This is a genomic window from Stenotrophomonas sp. 62841_Sma (assembly GCF_056482945.1).
In genome coordinates, this window is record NZ_CM151224.1 from 144,341 (window position 1) to 162,992 (window position 18,652).

Here is an 18,652-nt window from a genome sequence, read left to right on the forward strand (position 1 = left end):
TTGCTCGCCCAGCGGCAGTGGTCAGGGCCCTTTCCTGACGGAAAGGGATCCGACCCCGGACGCGCGTTTTGCACTACATTGGTGCAATGTCCGACCCCGCACCCCCGCCGTCCCTCGATGCCCTGGGCACGCCGTTGGCCTGGGCCGGGGCCGATGGCTGCATTGCCGGCTGCAACCCGGCCTTCGCCCGCTGGCTGGGCGTCAGCGTCCGGCGCCTGCTGGGGCGGCCGCTGGCCGCACTGGAAGTGCAGGGCGAGGCACTGGCCCATTTCCTGGCCCGCGATGAGCGCGACAGCCTGCGCCTGAACCGGTTGGCGCTGGCGGTGCCCGGCGAGGCCCCGCGCTTCGCCGAGGGCTGGATGAGCCGCCGCGACGATGGCGGTTGGCTGCTGGAGGCGCATCCGGTTGATGAATTCCCCGGGCTCGACCCGACCCAGGCCCTGCCCAGCGCGCTCAGTGCGGCGCTGAAGGGACTGGCCCACGAGCTGCGCAACCCACTGGCCGGGCTGAAGGGCGCGGCCCAGCTGCTGGCCCGCCGCGCGGCCCAACGCGATGCCAGCGAACGTGAGCTGATCGAATTGATCGGGTCCGAGATCGAGCGCCTCAACGGCCTGCTCGACCAGCTGCTGTCGCCGGCCCCGGCCGCACCGCATGCCGAACTGAACATCCACGCCGCGCTGGAACGCGTGCTGCGCCTGGCCGAGAACGAGGCCGGCTGGGCGGTACGCCTGCAGCGCGACTACGACCCCAGCATTCCCGAATTCCACGGCGACGCCGACCGTCTCACCCAGGCGGTGTGGAACCTGGTGCGCAACGCGATCCAGGCCGGCGCCGGCAACATCACCCTGCGTACCCGCGTAGAACACGGTGTACGCATCGCCGAGCAGCTGCACACGCTGGCGCTGCGCCTGGAGATTGCCGACGACGGCCGTGGCGTGCCCGAGGAGCTGGCCGAGCATCTGTTCCTGCCGCTGGTCAGTGGTCGCGCCGAAGGCACTGGCCTGGGCCTGGCGCTGGCGCAGCAGGTCGCGCGCGAACACCGCGGTACGCTGACCTACCGCTCGCGCCCGGGCCATACCGTGTTCACCCTGCTGCTGCCGATCATCAGCGGCGCCGCCCCGGCCGAGGAGGCCCCGCGTGATGTCTGACGCCTCCATTCCCGCACAACGCATCTGGGTGGTCGACGACGACCGCGCCGTGCGCTTCGTGCTGTGCACCGCGCTGCGCGAGGCGGGCTACCAGGTTGTCGACTTCGACAGCGCCGCTCCCGCCCTGCAGGCGTTGAGCGAAGGCCCGCCGCCGGCGCTGCTGTTCACCGATGTGCGCATGCCGGGTGACGATGGCCTGGTGCTGTTGGACAAGCTCAAGGCCGCGCTGCCGCAGCTGCCGGTGGTGGTGATGTCGGCCTACACCGACGTGGCCAGCACGGCCGGTGCGTTCCGCGGTGGCGCGCATGAATTCCTGTCCAAGCCGTTCGATCTGGACGACGCCGTGGCGCTGGCGCAGCGTGTGCTGCCGGCCGTTGCACCGGCACTGGCGGCGCCCACACCTGCGGCGGAAGCGCATGGCGACCAGCCGCCGCAACTGGTGGGCGATACCCCGCCGATGCGCGCGCTGTTCCGTGCCATCGGCCGCCTGGCGCAGGCGCCGCTGGCGGTGCTGATCACCGGCGAAACCGGCACAGGCAAGGAGCTGGTGGCCAATGCGCTTCATCGCGAATCGCCGCGCGCGCAGGGGCCGTTCGTCGCGCTCAATACTGCTGCAATCCCGTCCGAGCTGCTGGAAAGCGAGTTGTTCGGCCACGAAGCCGGCGCCTTCACCGGTGCCCAGCGCCGCCATATCGGTCGCTTTGAGCAGGCCAACGGCGGCACGCTGTTCCTCGATGAAATAGGCGATATGCCGTTGCCGCTGCAGACCCGTCTGTTGCGCGTGCTGGCACAGGGCGAGTTCTTCCGCGTCGGTGGTCGCGAGTTGATCCGCGTCGACGTGCGGGTGATTGCCGCCACCCACCAGGACCTGGAAGGACTGGTCGCGCAGGGCAGGTTCCGCGCCGATCTGCTGCACCGCCTGGATGTGGTGCGCCTGCAGCTGCCGCCGCTGCGCGAGCGTCGCGAGGACATCGCACAACTGGCAAGTACGTTCCTGGGCGCCGCCGCACGCAAGCTGGATACGCCGCCGAAGCGCCTGACCGCTGCCGCACTGCAGGCGCTGCGCGAACACGACTGGCCGGGCAACGTGCGCGAACTGGAAAACGTGTGCTGGCGGATGGCGGCGCTGGCCGCCGCTGACACCATTGGCGTGGCCGACGTCGATACCGCGCTCAACCGTACGCGCGGTCGTCGCAGCAGCACCACCAACGCCGATCCGGGGCAGTGGGAGGCGCTGCTGGCCGAATGGGCACGCCGTCAGCTGGCCGAAGGCGTGGAAGGGCTGCACGCGCAGGTGCGAGAGCGGGTCGACCATGCCCTGCTGGAGGCGGCGCTGCAGATCACCCATGGCCGCCGTGCCGAAGCCGCGGCCCGCCTGGGCCTTGGCCGCAATACCCTTACCCGCAAGCTGGGCGCCGGGCGCCGTCGCGGGGGCCATTGAACGGTCCCTGCACGCGATCCTCGCGCCCGCTTGCCGAACCGTTGATCGTTCATGGACGATGCCGTCCGTAGTGTCACCTGCAAGGAGTCTTCGATGCGTCTGTCCTTTGCCATCCTGCCGTTGTCCGCCGCCGCGCTGCTGTCTGCCTGTGGCAGTGCGCCGAAGAAGGCCGAGCCCACCCCGCCACCGCCGACCGTGGTCAGCGCCGCCAAGCAGGCCGAGGCCAATCTGTCGCCGGCCTCGGCCAGCATCGTCAGTGGCCGCATCGCGCTGATGGTGGAGCCCGGTGGCATCCACATCACCGGGCTGATCGGTGGCCTGCAGCCGATGCAGCAGGCCGGTTTCCACATCCACGAGCGCGGTGACTGCAGCGCGGTGGATGCCAGCAGTGCCGGCAATCACTTCAACCCCGGTGGCGCTGCGCATGGCCGCGCCGGCACCGGCAAGCACCACCTGGGCGACATGGACAATCTGCGTGCCGACGCCCAGGGCCGCGCCAACGTCGATATCCACCTCAAGGGCGTTACCCTTGGCGGAGGCGCCGCCACCGATATCGCCGGACGTGCACTGGTCGTGCATGCCAACGCCGACGACTATCGCAGCCAGCCCGCCGGCAATGCCGGCGTCCGCATCGCCTGTGGCGTGATCCGGGTTGTCCGCTGATCACTGCAGGCATCATCCAGGGAGAGATTCCATGCGTTTGATCCACACTTCGCTGTTTGCGGCCATCGCCGCGCTGGGCCTGGCGGCCTGCAACCAGCAGCCGGCCGCGCCGCAGGCTGAAACCGCGCCGGCCGCTCCGGCCGACGGCGCCACCGCCGAACCGGCCGCAGCACCTGCACCGGCTGCCGATGCCTCGGCCACGGCCGAGCTGGCGCCGACCCAGGGCAACGAGGCCAAGGGCAGCGTCACCTTCAAGGTGGTTGACGGCAAGGTCCACGTGACCGGCCAGATCAGCGGCCTGAAGCCGGGCAGCGAGCACGGCTTCCACATCCACGAGAAGGGCGACTGCAGCGCGCCGGACGGCATGAGCGCCGGTGGCCACTTCAACCCGGGCAAGCAGGATCACGGCAGCGTGTCCGCCGATCCGCACCACGGTGGCGACATGCCCAACATCAAGGCCGACGACAAGGGCGTGGCCACCATCGACGGCCCGGTGTCGAGCAACGTCAACATCGGCAAGGGCGATGACTTCGACATCATCGGCCGCGGCCTGATCGTCCACGCCGATGCGGATGACTACAAGACCCAGCCGACCGGCAACGCCGGTGCGCGCCTGGCGTGTGCGGTGATCCAGAAGGCGCAGTAAGCCATCAGAAAACGCCGGCGCAAGCCGGCGTTTTTCTTTATCGGTAGTGCCGGCCGCTGGCCGGCAATCGCAGATCCGGAGGTTGCCGGCCAGCGGCCGGCACTACCATCAGGCCACCCGGATCAGCACGCCAGCAGTTCGCGCGCGTCCTGACCGGCTTCGCAGTGCACGAACAGCACCGCGGCCATTTTGCTGGAAATGGAAAACGCCGGCGCAAGCCGGCGTTTTTCTTTATCGGTAGTGCCGGCCGCTGGCCGGCAATCGCAGATCCGGAGGTTGCCGGCCAGCGGCCGGCACTACCAACAGGCCACCCGGATCAGCGCGCCAGCAGTTCGCGCGCGTCCTGACCGGCCTCGCAGTGCACGAACAGCACCGGCACGCCGTGCGCTTCCAGCACCGCGGCCATCTGCCGCTGGCGCATCAGGAACTGCTCGTAGATGCCCTTCAGGCGGTCGCAGTCGTTCTTGCCGTGGTTGTAGTGCGCGCACCAGCCGGCCGGGTCGAACAGCGCCATGCGTGCCTCGCCGTGCGTGTAGCGCAGCAGCGGCTCGGGCGCGGCGTTGAGCCATTCGTCCTCGCCCGGGGCCATGATCGCGGTCTCGATCAGCGGCCACAGCGCGGCCAGGCCCTGATTGTCGTACTGCATCGACATCATCGCGGCCAGATCATTCACGGTGAAATAGCGCGCATGCTCGATGCGGGCACCGAAGGTGTTCTGCGCCATCAACGCGGTGTCGGCATGCGCCATGCCGTTGGCCAGCAGCGTGTCTTCCAGCGCCTCGGCCACTGCATTGGTCGTCGCCACGTCGCTGCCGGTCAGCAGGAACGGCACCACGCGCAGGCCACCGCCCACCAGGCTGGCATCGGCCTGGAACGGCAGCGGCACATCACCGTTGGCATCGGTACCGAAGGCCAGCAGGCGCGGGCCCTGGTTGCGGCCCGGCGCACGCATCTGCAGTTCTTCCAGGCGGCGATGGATCGGCCAGCCCGGGCGCAGTACTTCGGCCGGGTCGAAATGGGCGGCGGCGAACACCAGGTCCAGCTCGGCCACCTGCGGCACCAGCTTGGACAGGTCGCGGCCGACGCGATCGGCCAGTTCACCGGCCTGTTCGGCGCTGAGCACCGCCTGGCGGGGGATTTCGCCGCCGGCCAGTTCCAGGGCCAGCACGCCAAGGGCATTCATCGCGGGGTCGGGTTTGCTCATGGTTCCACGGTTGGCCCATCACAGGGCGGCAGCTACACTTGGCTCCATTATGCCTGCTCCGTCGTGCAGGCCATGTTGCAGACACCCTCATCCATGCCAGGTATCTCCATGCCCAACGCTCGTCCCGTCGCCATCCTCGGTGGCGTCCGCATTCCGTTCTGCCGCCAGAACACCGCGTATTCGGATGTCGGCAACCTCGGCATGTCGGTCCGTACGCTGGGCGCGCTGGTCGAACGTTTCGGCCTGCACGGCCAGCAGCTGGGTGAAGTGGCGATGGGTGCGGTGATCAAGCACTCCAGCGACTGGAACCTGGGCCGCGAAGCCACGCTCTCTTCTGGCCTGTCGCCGTTGACCCCAGGCATCACCCTGCAGCGCGCCTGCGGCACCTCGCTGGACAGCATCATCACGGTTGCCAACAAGATCGCGCTGGGCCAGATCGAATCGGGTATCGGTGGCGGTTCGGATACCACCTCCGACGTGCCGATCGTCTACGGCAAGAAGCTGCGCGCGCGCCTGCTGGCCGCCAACCGTGCCAAGAGCACTGGCGACAAGATCCGCGCGCTGACCGCTGGCTTCAAGTTCTCCGAGCTCAAGCCCGAGTTCCCGGGCGTGGCCGAGCCGCGCACCGGCAAGAGCATGGGCGACCACTGCGAGGACATGGCCAAGGAATGGAACATCTCGCGTGACTCGCAGGACGAGTGGGCGGTGTCGTCGCACAAGAAGCTGGCTGCTGCCTATGAGCGCGGTTTCTTCAACGACCTGATCGCACCGTTCCGTGGTGTCGAGCGTGACAACATCCTGCGCCCGGATACTTCGCTGGAGAAGCTGGCCACGCTGAAGCCGGCGTTCGACAAGGTCTCCGGCCGCGGCACGCTCACCGCCGCCAACTCCACGCCGCTGACCGACGGCGCCGCCGCCGTGCTGCTGGCCAGCGAAGAGTGGGCGCGTGCCCACGGCCATGAGCCGCAGGCCTATCTGCGTGACGCGCACGTCTCGGCGGTGGACTTCGTGCATGGCGAAGGCCTGCTGATGGCGCCGACCGTGGCCGTGCCGGAGATGCTCAAGCGCAACGGCCTGACCCTGCAGGACTTCGACATCTACGAGATCCACGAAGCCTTCGCCGCGCAGGTGCTGTGCACCCTGCGTGCGTGGGAGAGCGAGGATTACTGCCGCAACCGCCTGGGCCTGGATGCACCGCTGGGCCGCATCGACCCGGACAAGATCAACCTGCTGGGTTCCTCGCTGGCCACCGGCCACCCGTTCGCGGCGACTGGCGCACGCGTCATCGCCACCGCCGCCAAGCAGCTGGCCGAACGCGGCGGTGGCCGCGCGCTGGTGTCGATCTGCACCGCCGGCGGCATGGGCGTAGTGGCGATCGTCGAGCGCTGATCGCTGCGACCGCGCGCCAACCAAGGTTGGCGACTACCGGGAATGCGCGCTGGATCTGCTTTGGTAGATGCCGACCTTGGTCGGCCATGCGATGTCATCGTTCGGAAGATGTCAGAGCGCCAACCAAGGTTGGCGACTACCGGGTTCCACAGATGAAAACGCCGCCCATCGGGCGGCGTTTTTTCTTGCTCCGGTGGGTGCCGACCGTGGGTCGGCACGCTTCACGGCAACCGTGGATTGCCGAATTCGTCGCGCTCTTCGTTGGCGTCATACACCGGCGGCTGCACCGTAACCGGCTGCTCCTCCACCGTGGCACGCAGCGGCGCTTCGGTGCCGCGCACCAGTTCCACGCTGTCCTCGCCACGCTGCAGTCGCAGCGCATTGGCCAGGCACTGCGCGGCCAGCGCGTGCTCGCCACGCTGTGCGAACAGCTCACCCAGTGCCTCCCACGCCGGGGCACCGGCGCCCGCGGCGATGGCCTCGTGCAGGAACGCATCGGCGGCATCCCACTGCTGCTGGGCCAGGGCCACGCGGCCCTGTGCCAGGCGCAGCGCAGCCGAGCTGTCGTGCACGTTGCGCCAGCGCGCGAGGTTGGCCTGACGCGTGGCCAGGCGCTCGGCCGGCAGGCGGCCATACAGCGCCACCAGTTCGTCATCCCAACGCTGGTCCAGTGCCTGTTCCAACGCCAGCAGCGCCGGTTCGTCCCAGTTCAATGCAACCGCACGGCTGGCATACGCACCCACCACGTCCGGGGTTGGCCGCAGCGCCTTCGGCGTGGCTTCCCACTGCGCGGCCAGCGCATTGACGTCGGCTGCTTCCAGCAGCGCCTGTGCGGCCAGGCGTGCTTCCAGTTCGCTGTTGGCGTCGGCCGGCAGCACCTTGCTCTGGCGCAGTGCACCCAGCTGGCCATACGCCTCGTGGGCGCGGCCGGCCTGTGCCAGCGCTTCGGTACGCAGCCACAGGCCGCGCGGCGGCAGCGGCTGGATCGTCGCCACATCCAACGCGTTAATCGCATCCACCGGCAGATCGCGCGCCAGCAGCTGTTCGGCGCGCAGAAGCGCCTGCAGGGTGGCATCGCTCTCGCCCAGGCGCTGCAGCAGGGCTTCACCGGCGGGGCCGTCGGCACGTGCCTGCGCACTGCGCACGGCATTGGCCAGCGCCACCGCGCTCACTTCCGGATCCTTGGCGGCACCATCCAGCAGCTTTTCGGCACGCTGCCACTGGCCGTGCTCATAGGCCTGCAGGCCGTCGATCAGGCGCACCCGGCCCTGCTTGCGGCGGTAGCGGCCCCAGGCGCGGAACGGTGCTGCGATCAGGCTCCACAGCAGCCACAGCACCAGCACCGCGATCACCGACAGCAGTGCCACCTTGGGCAGGTTGCTGTGGTAGTCGTAGCCGCCGTAGCGCAGGGTCACTTCGCCGAAGCGGTTGAGGTCATCGGCGCCGAGCCATTGCGCGGCCACCACGCCGATGGCCACGGCCAGCAACAGCACGACCAGGGATTGCAGGGGTTTCATGGGGGATTACCTCCGGTCGGTCTGGGTGCGCAGTTGCTGCAGGGTGCTGCCAAGAACGCTGTTGCTGGCCTGCAGCGGAAGCTCGCGCAAGGCCTTCAGTTCAGCACGTTGCGCGCGCAGGGCCGGTGAATCCGGCCAACGCCGCTGTGCCCAGTGTTCCACGCGCGCCAACGCGGTATCGCGACCGGTGCGGTCGCCACGTTCGATTGCGGCACGCGCCAGGGTCAGTTCCAGCTGCAGCGCATCGTCGGCATTGCGGCGTTCGGCGGCGGTCAGCGGGCCATTCTGGCGGCTCGGGGTGATATCCACGAACGGAGCCAGCGTGGCCTGCCACCAGGGCTTGCCGGCGCCGGGCGCGGTGCCACCCGTCACCTGCGAGGGCAGGCCCTGCAGGGCCTTGGCCAGGGCATCCAGGCGTTGCAGCGATTGCACGCGCGGGCCGGTGCCCAGCGCATCCAGTGCATCGCGTTCCTGTACCAGTGCCTGGCGCAGGTTCAGGCCGTCGCTGTCGGGCAGATCGGCCAGCGCGGTGGCGGCCTGTGCATACAGGCGGCGTGCGCCTTCCACGTCGTCGGCGTAGTTCAGGCGTTGCGCCGCCTGGGTCAGCAGCAGTTCGGCCTCATCGCGCTGTACCGCCTGACGGCCCTGGTTGGCGCTGTCGGCCAGCTTGGCCAGGTTCTCTTCCAGCAGCGCACTGCGCTGGGAAAGGCCGAGCATCTCGTCGCGCAGCACGCGGTTGGTGGTCGCCGCATCCTGCAGGCGCTGGCTGGTCGCGCGCTGGTCGCGGCGCAATGCATCCAGCGTCGCCTGCAGGCCCTGCAGTTGTACGGCCGTGGTCTGCGCCTGCGCTTCCTGTTCGTGCTGTTGCTGCTGCCAGACGTACCAGCCGGCATAGCCGCCCACGCCAAGCACGACCACCCCGGCCAGCGGCAGCAGCCAGCGCACGGGTCGACGGGGCGGGGAAACGGGCGGAGTCTCGTTCATGGGGCTTCCTTGTCGGCACCGTCGCCGGTCAGGTTCCGGCAGGCCGCGTTGTGCACAGCATCACTGTTACCGACCACAGCGGCAAGCGTGACCCACGTCCCTGTTCAGTTCGCTGCCGGGACGGTGAGCGTGGCGTGTGCAGCCGCCACCAGCTGCGCGGTGGTGGGCCCGGCCGCGCGCACCACGCGCTGCAGCCCCAATGCGTGCGCCTGTTCGCCCAGCCGTTCGCTGGCCACGACGGCGGTGGCATGTGCCTGACAGCGTTGCTGCAATGCCGGCGGAAGCTGCTGCCAGAAATGCAGCAACGCCTCACCACTGCTGACCGCCAGCACCCACGGATACGCTGAATGCGCCAATCGAGCCAGCGTGCGTGGCGACAGGCGCAGCAGGCGACGCTGATAGACATCGGCGCGCTCGATGCTGGCGCCGGCCGCCTGCAGTTGCGCAGCAATCAGGCCGCGCCCCCCGGGGGCGGTCACCAGCCCGATGCGCAGGCCCTGCACCTCGGCCAGCACCGGCAGCGCCAGCAGGCCCTCGCTGTCCATCCGCTGCGGCGCATGCACCTCGGCGACGCCCTGCGCCCGCAGCGCGCGCGCGGTGCCTTCGCCCACGGTCAGCCACGGGCTGCGTTGTGCCTCGGCCAGTGGCAACAGGGTGGCGGCTGCGGTAACGGCGGCCGGGCTGGTGAACACCACCCGATCGCAGTTCAGCGCGCGTTGCAGCTGGTGCACCACTGGCGTGCCGTTCAGGCGCTGCAGGCGCCAGGGTGGCAGGGCCAGCACATGCCCGCCCAGCCCAGCAACGGCGCGGCGCAGCGCGGAATTCTGGCCCTGCGGTCGCAGCGAAATGAAGGTCCAGCCCGGTTCGGAACCGGCGGCGCCAGTGGGTATCGTATGGTCGGCCATTGCCTGCATTATGCGGGCCCTTCGTTGTCGTGGTCCCTGCTCCGATGTCCGTTGATGCTCTGACTTCCTCGCTGGCCGCCCTGCAGGACGTGCTTGACTGCATGCCGGCGGTCCGCGCCATGCAGATCCAGCTCGACGGCTATGCCGATGGCGTGCTGCGCATCACCGCGCCGCTGGCCGCCAACGTCAACGACAAGGGCAACGCCTTCGGTGGCAGCCTGGCCTCGGTGCTGACCCTGTCCGGCTGGGCACTGGTCAGCCTGCGCCTGCGCCTGGCCGGCCACGATGCCGAGGTCTACGTGGCCGACAGCAACCTGCGCTACCTGGCACCGGTCTACGAAGACCTGCACGCCCATGCCGAAGCGGCCGAGGCCACTGGCTGGGATGCCTTCCTGAACACCTTCCGCCAGCGCCGCAAGGCCCGCATCAGCATCATCGCCACCCAGCCCGGTGCCGATGGCAAGCCCGCCGCCGAGTTCAGCGGTCGCTTCGTTGCCTTCGCCAAAGGGTAGGATGGCAGGCTGACGTTCTGGGGAAACCACCGATGCGCCGCCTCATCCAGTTCCTGATGTGTTCCCTGCTGCTGGCCAGCGCCGTGGCTTCGGCCGACGACCTGAGCCGCAAGCAGCGCAAGCTGCTGGAAGAGACCCAGATCGCCTACGGCGCCACCATCCGCTGGGGCAGCATGGACGATGCCATCGGCTATCTGGACCCCAAGCTGCGCAAGGAAAAGCCGCCCACCGAGTTCGAGCTCAACCGCTACGCGCAGCTGCGCGTGTCGTCCTACCGCGAGCGCAGCAGCGCCGCGCTGGACGGGGGCCTGGTCGAGCGCCGGGTCGAAATCGGGGTGATCAACCAGAACACCCAGGCCGAACGCACCGTGGTGGTGGTCGAGCGCTGGCGCTGGGATGCCGAGGCCAAGCGCTGGTGGCAGACCGCCGGCCTGCCGGACCTGTGGAAGGGGCAGTGACGGGCCGCGTCCGGCTTGTGCGACAATCGGCGCCCGCTTAATCGACCCGTGACCTGAGTGAATTACGAAGAGTTGCTGGCCTTTGCAGGCCGAAACCCGATGCTGTCCGCGGCCCTGGTCGGCCTGACCGTGGCCATCATCGTCACCGAGATCCGCCGCCTGTTCCGGGGCTTCAAGGGCATCAAGCCCGCCGAACTGACCCAGCTGATCAACGCGGGTGGCACGGTGGTGGTCGACCTGTCGGCCAGCGGTGACTTCGAGAAGGGCCACATTGCCGGCAGCCGCAATGCCCAGGCCAGTGCCTTCGGCCCGGACAACAAGCTGGTGGCCAACGCCAAGCAGTCGCCGGTGGTGCTGGTGTGCCGCAGCGGCAACGCCTCGGAAACCGCCGCCAAGGCGCTGAAGAAGGCCGGCTTCGAAAAGGTCTACGTGCTCGACGGCGGCATTCCCGCCTGGCAGCAGGCCGAGCTGCCGCTGGTCAAGGGCCGCAACTGATTGCCGCAGGTGGCGGATCCGGCCTTGTATGGGCCTGATCCCGCCCCCATCGCAGTAGTTCGACCATCGTTTTCATTGCATTCACCTGGAGTTACTGGAAATGTCCGAAGAGATCACCAACGGCGCCGCTGCGCCGGTCGATGCCGCTACCGGCCCTGCTTTCACCGTCGAGAAGATCTACGTCAAGGACGTCTCCTTCGAGTCGCCGAACGCTCCGACCATCTTCAATGACCAGGTGCAGCCGGAACTGCAGCTCAACCTGAACCAGCAGGTGCAGCGCCTGGGCGAGAACGCCTTCGAAGTCGTGCTGGCCGTGACCCTGACCTGCCAGGCCGGTGAGCGCACCGCCTACGTGGCCGAAGTGAAGCAGGCCGGCGTGTTCGGCCTGGTCGGCCTGGACCCGCAGTCGATCGACGTGCTGCTCGGCACCCAGTGCCCGAACATCCTGTTCCCGTACGTGCGCCAGCTGATCAGCGACCTGATCCAGGCCGGCGGCTTCCCGCCGTTCTTCCTGCAGCCGATCAACTTCGAAGGCCTGTACGCAGAAACCCTGCGCCAGCGCCAGGAGCAGGGCGACGCACCGTCGCTGGCTGACTCCGAGCCGGCTGGCAACGCCTGATTCCTGCCGCGACGTCACGGATGAGCACTACCGCTGACAAGATCGCCGTGCTTGGCGCCGGTTCCTGGGGAACCGCGCTGGCCAGCCTGCTCGCACGGCACGGTCACCCGACCGTGCTGTGGGGGCGCGACGCTGCCGTGGTCGAGGCCATCGACCAGCGCCACGAGAACCCGCGCTACCTGCCGGGCATCCCGCTGCCGGACAGCCTGCGTGCCACCACCGACCTGGCGTCGGCAGTGGAGGGCGCCGCCTGGATCCTGGTGGTCACCCCGTCGCATGCCTTCGGTGAAACCGTGCGTGCGCTGGCGCCGCTGCGTCCGGCCGGTGCCGGCGTGGCCTGGGCCACCAAGGGCTTCGAACCTGGTTCGGGCCGCTTCCTGCATGAAGTGGCGCGCGAAGTGCTGGGTGAGGACGTGCCGCTGGCCGTCGTCACCGGTCCGTCGTTCGCCAAGGAAGTGACCCAGGGCCTGCCGACCGCGATCACCGTGCACGGCGACGTGCCCGAGTTCGCGCAGACGGTGGCCGAGGCGATGCATGGCCCGGCGTTCCGCGCCTACACCGGCGACGACATGGTCGGTGCCGAGCTGGGCGGCGCGATGAAGAACGTGCTGGCCGTGGCTACCGGTGTGGCCGACGGCATGCAGCTGGGCCTCAACGCCCGTGCCGGCCTGATCACCCGTGGCCTCAACGAGATGCTGCGCCTGGCCGCGGCGATCGGCGCCAAGCCGGAAACGCTGATGGGCCTGGCTGGCCTCGGCGATCTGGTGCTGACCTGCACCGGCGACCTGTCGCGCAACCGCCGCCTGGGCCTGGCCCTGGGCCGTGGCCAGACGCTGCAGGATGCCGTGCGCGAAATCGGCCAGGTGGTCGAGTCGGTGCAGACCGCCGACGAAGTGATGCGACAGGCACGCCGTCATGGCATCGACCTGCCGATCTCGGACCGCGTGCGTGCCGTGCTGCACGGCGAGCAGACGCCTGAGGAAGGCCTGCGCGCGCTGCTGGCGCGGGAACAGAAACCGGAGTATCCGGATACGCTGTTCAAGTGAATCGAAAAACCCCGGCCATGTGCCGTAATGCTGTTCACTTAAGCAGCCGGGCAACTCAGAATCCGATGCCAGTTTCCTGGCATCGGATTTTTTGTGGGCGTCCAACAGCAATTGCTCGACCTTGGTGAACTGTTCAATTTCTCCGACCTGAGCACCTTCACCCAGAACATTCCGGTGGAGTGGGTGTCCAGCGCGCTGGAGCTCTCGTCGCAGGCCACAATCCGCAGACGCAGACTGCCCAGCGATCAGGTGCTTTGGCTGGTGCTGGGTATGGCCCTGTTCCGCGACGAGCCGGTGCATGAGGTGGCCAGGCGGCTGAACATCTGTGCCCAAGGCCTTGCGTCGCTGGATCTGCCTGCACGCAGCGGCATCAGCCACGCTCGCGCGCGGCTTGGCGCTGATCCAGTGGAGGATCTTTTCCGCAGATGCGGCCAGCATTGGGGAGCCGAGCGCTACCCCGGCGATGACTGGCAGGGTCTGCAGGTTCTGGCCGTTGATGGTGCTCTGTTGCGCACCGCAGATACACCGGAACTGCGCGCGCATTTTGGCTCTGGCAATACCGGCACCGAACGCCAGACGCCTTATCCGCTGATGCGGCTGGTAGCGCTGATGAACGTGCGCTCGCACATCATGCTCGACGCTCGGCTCAGCCCTTATCGTCGCGGCGAAATGCGCTTGGCCCAGGACTTCGTCGAGAAGATTCCAGATCGCTCAATTACCTTGTTGGACAAGGGTTTCTGGGGTGCGGATCTGCTGTTGGGGTTGGCGCGCACTGGCAATCAGCGGCACTGGCTCATGCCCTCGCGTAGCCATCTGGCATCTGAGCAAGTGGAGCGTTACAACGCGCATGATCGGTTGCTGGAAATGCGCGTCTCTGCGCAGGCGCGGAAGAAAAATCCTGCGCTGCCCACGCACTGGCGGGTGCGCGAAGTGAGCTATGAGCATCAGGGCAAGCTGAAAACGGTGCTGACCTCGCTACCGGCAGAGACGTACAGCACAAAGGCCGTAGCCGAGCTCTATCAGGAGCGCTGGGAAATCGAGCTTGGTTTCAGGGACCTTAAAAGCTCAATGCAGCGGAATGCCATCACCCTGCGCAGCAAGACCGTCGAGCTGGTGTATCAGGAAGTCTGGGGCCTGCTTTTGGCGTACAACATCATCCGCCGGGAGGCCAGCCAGGCAGCGGTTGCCTACGGGCGCGCACCCTCGGAGATACGTTTCAAACCTGCCTGCCACTACATCGCCGCGCAGCTGATCGTGATGGCGGCGGCACAACCCGCTTCGGCTACCGGAAGGCGTTTATCCCAGCTGCGATCCGGCGTCGCCAGCCTCTTCCTGGAGCACCGTCCCCGGCCAACAACGCCGAGGACGGTGAAGATCTCCAAAACCCGTTATCCCGTCGATCGCAAGGCTGCACCGCTTAAGTGAACAGCATTACGGCCATGTGCCGGGGTTTTTTATGTGTGTGGCCCATCCACGCATGGCGTGGATCTACTCCGGAATCCGCTTCTGGTAGCAGCCAACCTTGGTTGGCGCCCGGTAGCGCCGAGCCATGCCCGGCGGAATCCATCACCGCGCCCGCGGCGGTGCGTTGCCGTTGTCCATGTCCGAGAAGATCAACCACGGCCCGTCGCCCACGCGCTTCAGCGTCAGCGTGAACTTGCCGGTGTCCCCCACGTTGTTGCCGTAGCGGTAGGCACCAATGATGTAGCCCGTGCTGCCCTCCACCGAGTACGCCAGCGCGCGCAGCCGCAACGGGCTGCCGCCTTGGCCGGCATACGCGGCTTCGATCGCGCTGCGCCCACGCACCGGTAGCTGGTTGCTCTGCAGCACAAAACCATCCTCGGCGAACAGCGCAGCCAGTGCCCTGGCATCGCCCGTGCACCAGGCCTGCTCGTAGTCGCGCAGCACGCGGTCCAGCGTCGCGGGCAGGGCCGCATCAGGAAGAGGCTGTGCGGGCTTCGCACCTTCAGCATCGTGGGCGATGGCCGGCGATGCCAGCAGCAGGGCACTGCAGAAAATCACGGCGAGTCGTGTGCGGTGCATGCGTCCGGCTCCAGGCGATGACGGGAACGTGCGAACGCATCCTAGCGCGCTGCTGGTTAGAATCACGCAGGCGCCCGCGCGGCGGCATGCACCGCAGATCAGACAAGGACAAGGAATGAAGATTCGAATCACAGGGATGGCACTGACGGTCGCACTGCTGGCCGCCTGCGGACAGGCACCAGCGCCGGATGCAGCACCGACCGCACCGGCACCAACCACCGAAGCACCTGCGGCCACGGCAACGGTGGTCGAGCAGGCGCCGTCCATCGAAGACGGCGTAGACCCCTCGGTGTGGGACAACGAAGGCGAACCGGAAGACCCGGGTGCTGGCGGCGAACTCACCTGCGCGGACAATCCGCTGGCGACCCACTTCTTCACCCTGGTCGGCGGCAACACCGTGGACGACTGCGGCCGCAAGGACCCGAAGGTGCTGGCCGCGTTCAACGCCCTGATGAAGAACACAGCCGCGGCCGAATCTGCTGACAAGGAGATTCCGTCGCTGCGCGAACGCCTGTTGAGCGGGCCCAGCGGACCCGGCGAGCTGGTGGTGCTGCAGGGCGAGCCATGGTGGTTCTACACCGCCTGCCAGGCCCACGACTGCCCCGGCACCGCGCTGGCGATGCTGTACTCGCCCGATCAGTCGAAGATGGTCGGCCGTCTTACCGCGCGCTGCCGAATCTGGTGGCTGGGTGAACCCAGCGACGAGCAGCGCGCGCTGATCGAGCGCGAGCAGCCGGTGGACAAAGCGATGCTGAAGGAAGAAGGCGAGTCCTGCGAGTAATCGGTGGCGACGCCGGATGATGTTCCGGCGGCCGCATCATGCCGGTGAAAGCTGCCTCACCATGTCGGCGATGATCACGTGGACCAGTGTTCTCAGGAAATGCACTTCGCCTTCCAGGGTTGGGCCGATGTCGAAACGTGTCGACCATTGCTGGTTTTCCTGCAGCACCAGCGCGTAAAGCGCCTGGGCTTCGCTCGTGATGCGGTCGATCTGATGGCGCAGCTGCCGGGTGGCGGCTGGTCTTCCCAGGCCCAGGGCTTCACCGGCAGAAACCAGATGCTCGAAACGAAGGTCGTGGAAGCGCGCGACACCGAGAATGGGCCACGACGGTTCCGAGCGTTCTGGCCAACGTGCGCCCTCGTCGGCATACGCGCGGGTCTCGTAACATGCGGTGGACAGCAGGTCGTAGTGGGGGGCCAGTTCGATGCCCCTGCTGTCGACCAGGAAGCTCAGGTTCTTCAGGTGCGCATCGTTGTTGCCGGTGAGTACATTGAAGATCAACCAGTCGAACAGGCGGACGCGCGTCTTGAGCTTGCTTCTGCATTGCTCGACAATGACCTTCAGGGTGTCGATGCTGCCGAGCGTGTACTTGAACTGCCGGTCGAGGTTGAGCAGCTGGCAGGCGTCGATGGCATGACGGCGATGGATGGCATCGGCGGTGATTTCGCGATCAAAGCGCTCGATGATGAAGACCGGCTCCGGTACGTAGCGGCGCTCGATCTTCGGCACCTGCAGCCCCATGCGCTGTGCAAGGCGCATCACGAACCACTCGTTGGCCACGCTGTGGGGATAACTGCTGCTGCTGCTGGTGCTGTCAGGCTTGAGGATGTGGGTCGAGGGCTCGGCGCCCAGAGGTTGGTAGAGTTCTCCCCCTGTCTCGATGATTGCCAGCTTGTGCTGGGCACCTGCCAGTGACATGCGCTTGGCGGCACCCGCCGCAAGCGACGTGCGTGGCAGGCCTTGGATACGCGTGGAGAGTTCCGCATCGGGCAGTGGTTTTCTGCCGCCGGGTGGCAGGCGCTGGCCTGGAGGCAGCAGCGTCAACGAGCCTGCCGATTCCGCGCCATAGGCGGCCAGCAATGCGAACGCGTCCGCGCCATCCACCCTGGCATCGGTTGCCATCAGCGTGCGTTGCTGCTCTTCCGGCAGCAGATTGTCGAAGTACCACTGCACGGGGCGTTGGCTGGAGCCATCGAGGATGGCGGTGTCTTGCAGTGGCAACGCAGGCGCCAGTGGAAACCGATGTGCGCTGCCGAGCCACTCCGGCGCATAGGTGAAGCGCCACAGGTTTGCTGCTTCGGTCAGGCGGCCCACCGGCGCTTCGTCGATGGTGACCTGCAGTTCGCGTGGTGGAAGCGGATAGTGCAGTCCAGACAGGACGGTCGTTGTAATGACGTCCTTGAGATCGATACGGGGGGCGCTCATGGCACCTTCCAGTTGGCACGTTTGGCCAGCAGGGCCATCGCTTCGTCCGGCACGTCGATTTCGACATGCAGCCCCAGCTCGTCAAGCACGGTGAACAACTTGCCCCATTGCACCGTGGTACCGCCGCGTTCGACCTTGGCCAGGAAATTCTCGCTGACCCCGATGCCTTCGGCGGTTGCATCCTGGCGCAGTCCCTGATGCTTGCGGGCGGCTCTCACCAGTGGTCCCAAGGCCTCAGCCTTCTCAAGCCTGATCTTCAATGGGAACTCCCCCAGCAGAGCCTGACGCTCTGGATTCGACCCATCGTCTATACCATAGAATCCTCACTGCAGTGAGGATTCTTCGCGCATAACCCAGGATTCCTTAGAATCCTTTCGATCTTGAGGATTTTTTCGCAAAAGAGCTGGATGCAAGAAAATCCTCATTGAAATAAGGATTTATCTGTAAAGGCGTCCAGCCTGCAAAAAATCCTCATGAACTCAAGGATTCTTTGACGCCGTGAGAGCGCGATGCCTCATCCGGTCCATATGGGCAGCGCCACGAGGGTGGGACGTCCGCGATGAGTGGGGTCCAGGTGGGGCCTGCCAGGAGCGCACCCGGGAACCTCTGCCTGCAGCGCAGGCTCGCATCGTCAACAGGCCGCAGGCAAAGCGTCTGTTACTTGCTCGCGCGCCGCGCGCCCTTCTCGTCTTCGTCCTTTGCATCGCCCCGGCTCTGCGCGAACTCCGGGAACGTCTTCGCGATCGAATCCTTGTCCGGAAGGATGTAGAACACGCCGCCCTTCTCGAACGTGGATTGCACGATCTGCTCGTAGAACGCAGGCGTGACGTTGATGCAGCCGTGCGTAACGCGGTTGTCGTCCGGCGAAGGTGATGCCAGCCGTTCGGCGCGCTTCTCTTTCGGAGTGCCTGGCGGCAGCGGGTGCATCGAAACGGCGGAATCGTAGTCCACCCACAGCACGCGACCGGCATCGTCGGAGGGGCCGTAGCCACCAATGAAACGGCCCGCCGGGGTGGTGCGGTCATGGCCTGGAATCGCACTCAGCGCGAGCTTGGCAACGCCGGGTGCGGAGTGATCGCCGATGGCCGAACCGAACAGCGCCGGTGCGGCACCGCGCAGCTTGCCGTCTCCACCGAAGACCAGTACCTGCGCAGCCGCCTTGTCCATGATCGCGAACGGATAACCCTGGTTGTCCTTGCTGGCGACTACCCAGCCGGCCAGTTCGATCACCGTCTCGGACACGCTCTGGTCAGCGGGCAGTTCATCGACTGCGGCGACCGGGGGTGCAGGTGCGTCCTTGTCCCTGGCGTTGGCTACGCCGCTGCACGCAACGGCCAGTGCCATGGCCAGTGCGGCATGGAGGGCGCGGCGCGCAG

At 67.2% G+C, this 18,652-nt stretch carries 20 protein-coding genes; 12 read left to right on the forward strand and 8 right to left on the reverse strand.

Annotation, left to right across the window (positions count from 1 at the left end):
- Nucleotides 1-86 precede the first annotated feature (86 nt).
- From ACZK5G_RS00605 to ACZK5G_RS00620, 4 genes are all read left to right on the forward strand, one after another.
- On the forward strand, nucleotides 87-1,148 hold the full coding sequence (locus ACZK5G_RS00605; RefSeq protein WP_032130157.1) for a two-component system sensor histidine kinase NtrB: 1,062 nt from the start codon (nucleotides 87-89) through the stop codon (nucleotides 1,146-1,148).
- Nucleotides 1,141-2,589, forward strand: a complete 1,449-nt coding sequence (gene ntrC, locus ACZK5G_RS00610; protein WP_478464965.1) for a nitrogen regulation protein NR(I) — start codon at nucleotides 1,141-1,143, stop codon at nucleotides 2,587-2,589. Before ACZK5G_RS00605 ends, ntrC begins: the two co-directional genes overlap by 8 nt.
- A gap of 93 nt (nucleotides 2,590-2,682) precedes the next feature.
- Nucleotides 2,683-3,252 carry a superoxide dismutase family protein gene (locus tag ACZK5G_RS00615; RefSeq protein ID WP_004134573.1) on the forward strand — a complete coding sequence of 190 codons (570 nt, stop codon included), beginning with the start codon at nucleotides 2,683-2,685 and terminating at the stop codon, nucleotides 3,250-3,252.
- Nucleotides 3,253-3,283: 31 nt separating this feature from the next.
- On the forward strand, nucleotides 3,284-3,898 hold the full coding sequence (locus ACZK5G_RS00620; protein WP_478464967.1) for a superoxide dismutase family protein: 615 nt from the start codon (nucleotides 3,284-3,286) through the stop codon (nucleotides 3,896-3,898).
- A 316-nt stretch (nucleotides 3,899-4,214) separates the two neighbouring features.
- Here ACZK5G_RS00620 and ACZK5G_RS00625 read toward each other — a convergent pair whose 3' ends face one another.
- A complete protein-coding gene (locus tag ACZK5G_RS00625; protein ID WP_049423143.1) occupies nucleotides 4,215-5,102 on the reverse strand; it encodes a hypothetical protein in 888 nt (295 codons plus the stop codon).
- A gap of 93 nt (nucleotides 5,103-5,195) precedes the next feature.
- Here ACZK5G_RS00625 and ACZK5G_RS00630 point away from each other — a divergent pair, with 93 nt between their 5' ends.
- The gene (locus ACZK5G_RS00630) at nucleotides 5,196-6,491 is read left to right on the forward strand and encodes an acetyl-CoA C-acetyltransferase (protein ID WP_099551602.1); all 1,296 of its coding nucleotides are present in this window, start codon (nucleotides 5,196-5,198) and stop codon (nucleotides 6,489-6,491) included.
- 221 nt (nucleotides 6,492-6,712) lie between these two features.
- Here ACZK5G_RS00630 and ACZK5G_RS00635 read toward each other — a convergent pair whose 3' ends face one another.
- The 3 genes from ACZK5G_RS00635 to ACZK5G_RS00645 all read right to left on the reverse strand — a co-directional run bounded on the left by ACZK5G_RS00635 (nucleotide 6,713) and on the right by ACZK5G_RS00645 (nucleotide 9,906).
- Nucleotides 6,713-8,008, reverse strand: a complete 1,296-nt coding sequence (locus ACZK5G_RS00635; protein ID WP_032130162.1) for a heme biosynthesis HemY N-terminal domain-containing protein — start codon at nucleotides 8,006-8,008, stop codon at nucleotides 6,713-6,715.
- 6 nt (nucleotides 8,009-8,014) lie between these two features.
- The gene (locus tag ACZK5G_RS00640) at nucleotides 8,015-8,992 is read right to left on the reverse strand and encodes a uroporphyrinogen-III C-methyltransferase (protein WP_049462222.1); all 978 of its coding nucleotides are present in this window, start codon (nucleotides 8,990-8,992) and stop codon (nucleotides 8,015-8,017) included.
- A gap of 104 nt (nucleotides 8,993-9,096) precedes the next feature.
- On the reverse strand, nucleotides 9,097-9,906 hold the full coding sequence (locus ACZK5G_RS00645) for a uroporphyrinogen-III synthase (protein ID WP_032130164.1): 810 nt from the start codon (nucleotides 9,904-9,906) through the stop codon (nucleotides 9,097-9,099).
- Nucleotides 9,907-9,941: 35 nt separating this feature from the next.
- Here ACZK5G_RS00645 and ACZK5G_RS00650 point away from each other — a divergent pair, with 35 nt between their 5' ends.
- The 6 genes from ACZK5G_RS00650 (at nucleotide 9,942) to ACZK5G_RS00675 (ending at nucleotide 14,452) form a co-directional block, all read left to right on the forward strand.
- Nucleotides 9,942-10,409 (forward strand): YiiD C-terminal domain-containing protein, encoded by a 468-nt coding sequence (locus ACZK5G_RS00650; RefSeq protein ID WP_005407593.1) that lies wholly within the window; start codon nucleotides 9,942-9,944, stop codon nucleotides 10,407-10,409.
- A 32-nt stretch (nucleotides 10,410-10,441) separates the two neighbouring features.
- On the forward strand, nucleotides 10,442-10,867 hold the full coding sequence (locus ACZK5G_RS00655) for a hypothetical protein (protein ID WP_049423133.1): 426 nt from the start codon (nucleotides 10,442-10,444) through the stop codon (nucleotides 10,865-10,867).
- A 57-nt stretch (nucleotides 10,868-10,924) separates the two neighbouring features.
- Entirely contained in the window at nucleotides 10,925-11,362 is a 438-nt protein-coding gene (locus ACZK5G_RS00660; RefSeq protein ID WP_004134671.1) for a rhodanese-like domain-containing protein, read from the forward strand.
- A 100-nt stretch (nucleotides 11,363-11,462) separates the two neighbouring features.
- Nucleotides 11,463-11,981 (forward strand): protein-export chaperone SecB, encoded by a 519-nt coding sequence (gene secB / locus ACZK5G_RS00665; protein ID WP_005407596.1) that lies wholly within the window; start codon nucleotides 11,463-11,465, stop codon nucleotides 11,979-11,981.
- Nucleotides 11,982-12,001: 20 nt separating this feature from the next.
- The gene (locus ACZK5G_RS00670) at nucleotides 12,002-13,027 is read left to right on the forward strand and encodes an NAD(P)H-dependent glycerol-3-phosphate dehydrogenase (protein ID WP_005407597.1); all 1,026 of its coding nucleotides are present in this window, start codon (nucleotides 12,002-12,004) and stop codon (nucleotides 13,025-13,027) included.
- Nucleotides 13,028-13,120: 93 nt separating this feature from the next.
- A complete protein-coding gene (locus ACZK5G_RS00675; protein ID WP_478464969.1) occupies nucleotides 13,121-14,452 on the forward strand; it encodes an IS4 family transposase in 1,332 nt (443 codons plus the stop codon).
- Between the two features lie 141 nt (nucleotides 14,453-14,593).
- Here the strand turns inward: ACZK5G_RS00675 and ACZK5G_RS00680 are convergent, their stop codons facing one another.
- Nucleotides 14,594-15,070 carry a YybH family protein gene (locus tag ACZK5G_RS00680; protein ID WP_478464971.1) on the reverse strand — a complete coding sequence of 159 codons (477 nt, stop codon included), beginning with the start codon at nucleotides 15,068-15,070 and terminating at the stop codon, nucleotides 14,594-14,596.
- Nucleotides 15,071-15,185: 115 nt separating this feature from the next.
- Here ACZK5G_RS00680 and ACZK5G_RS00685 point away from each other — a divergent pair, with 115 nt between their 5' ends.
- Nucleotides 15,186-15,851: an Ivy family c-type lysozyme inhibitor gene (locus tag ACZK5G_RS00685; RefSeq protein WP_107431376.1), complete on the forward strand. Its 666-nt coding sequence runs from the start codon at nucleotides 15,186-15,188 to the stop codon at nucleotides 15,849-15,851.
- Between the two features lie 36 nt (nucleotides 15,852-15,887).
- On the opposite strand, the gene ACZK5G_RS00690 is transcribed toward ACZK5G_RS00685, so the two are convergent.
- The 3 genes from ACZK5G_RS00690 to ACZK5G_RS00700 form a co-directional block, all read right to left on the reverse strand.
- Nucleotides 15,888-17,276 (reverse strand): HipA domain-containing protein, encoded by a 1,389-nt coding sequence (locus tag ACZK5G_RS00690; RefSeq protein ID WP_478464973.1) that lies wholly within the window; start codon nucleotides 17,274-17,276, stop codon nucleotides 15,888-15,890.
- Nucleotides 17,273-17,494, reverse strand: a complete 222-nt coding sequence (locus ACZK5G_RS00695) for a helix-turn-helix domain-containing protein (protein ID WP_240792106.1) — start codon at nucleotides 17,492-17,494, stop codon at nucleotides 17,273-17,275. The genes ACZK5G_RS00690 and ACZK5G_RS00695 overlap by 4 nt, the downstream gene beginning before the upstream one ends.
- A gap of 439 nt (nucleotides 17,495-17,933) precedes the next feature.
- Entirely contained in the window at nucleotides 17,934-18,620 is a 687-nt protein-coding gene (locus ACZK5G_RS00700) for a L,D-transpeptidase (protein ID WP_032130168.1), read from the reverse strand.
- Between the last annotated feature and the right edge of the window lie 32 nt (nucleotides 18,621-18,652).

What these genes read in the sequence shown, in the direction of transcription:
- ACZK5G_RS00680 (WP_478464971.1), bottom strand. Translation starts at nt 15,070, where the DNA reads ATGCACCGCACACGACTCGCCGTGATTTTCTGCAGTGCCCTGCTGCTG.
- ACZK5G_RS00605 (WP_032130157.1), top strand. Translation starts at nt 87, where the DNA reads ATGTCCGACCCCGCACCCCCGCCGTCCCTCGATGCCCTGGGCACGCCG.
- ACZK5G_RS00645 (WP_032130164.1), bottom strand. Translation starts at nt 9,906, where the DNA reads ATGCAGGCAATGGCCGACCATACGATACCCACTGGCGCCGCCGGTTCC.
- secB (WP_005407596.1), top strand. Translation starts at nt 11,463, where the DNA reads ATGTCCGAAGAGATCACCAACGGCGCCGCTGCGCCGGTCGATGCCGCT.
- ACZK5G_RS00655 (WP_049423133.1), top strand. Translation starts at nt 10,442, where the DNA reads ATGCGCCGCCTCATCCAGTTCCTGATGTGTTCCCTGCTGCTGGCCAGC.
- ntrC (WP_478464965.1), top strand. Translation starts at nt 1,141, where the DNA reads ATGTCTGACGCCTCCATTCCCGCACAACGCATCTGGGTGGTCGACGAC.
- ACZK5G_RS00700 (WP_032130168.1), bottom strand. Translation starts at nt 18,620, where the DNA reads ATGGCACTGGCCGTTGCGTGCAGCGGCGTAGCCAACGCCAGGGACAAG.
- ACZK5G_RS00670 (WP_005407597.1), top strand. Translation starts at nt 12,002, where the DNA reads ATGAGCACTACCGCTGACAAGATCGCCGTGCTTGGCGCCGGTTCCTGG.
- ACZK5G_RS00630 (WP_099551602.1), top strand. Translation starts at nt 5,196, where the DNA reads ATGCCAGGTATCTCCATGCCCAACGCTCGTCCCGTCGCCATCCTCGGT.
- ACZK5G_RS00615 (WP_004134573.1), top strand. Translation starts at nt 2,683, where the DNA reads ATGCGTCTGTCCTTTGCCATCCTGCCGTTGTCCGCCGCCGCGCTGCTG.
- ACZK5G_RS00650 (WP_005407593.1), top strand. Translation starts at nt 9,942, where the DNA reads ATGTCCGTTGATGCTCTGACTTCCTCGCTGGCCGCCCTGCAGGACGTG.
- ACZK5G_RS00635 (WP_032130162.1), bottom strand. Translation starts at nt 8,008, where the DNA reads ATGAAACCCCTGCAATCCCTGGTCGTGCTGTTGCTGGCCGTGGCCATC.
- ACZK5G_RS00640 (WP_049462222.1), bottom strand. Translation starts at nt 8,992, where the DNA reads ATGAACGAGACTCCGCCCGTTTCCCCGCCCCGTCGACCCGTGCGCTGG.
- ACZK5G_RS00620 (WP_478464967.1), top strand. Translation starts at nt 3,284, where the DNA reads ATGCGTTTGATCCACACTTCGCTGTTTGCGGCCATCGCCGCGCTGGGC.
- ACZK5G_RS00625 (WP_049423143.1), bottom strand. Translation starts at nt 5,102, where the DNA reads ATGAGCAAACCCGACCCCGCGATGAATGCCCTTGGCGTGCTGGCCCTG.
- ACZK5G_RS00690 (WP_478464973.1), bottom strand. Translation starts at nt 17,276, where the DNA reads ATGAGCGCCCCCCGTATCGATCTCAAGGACGTCATTACAACGACCGTC.
- ACZK5G_RS00685 (WP_107431376.1), top strand. Translation starts at nt 15,186, where the DNA reads ATGAAGATTCGAATCACAGGGATGGCACTGACGGTCGCACTGCTGGCC.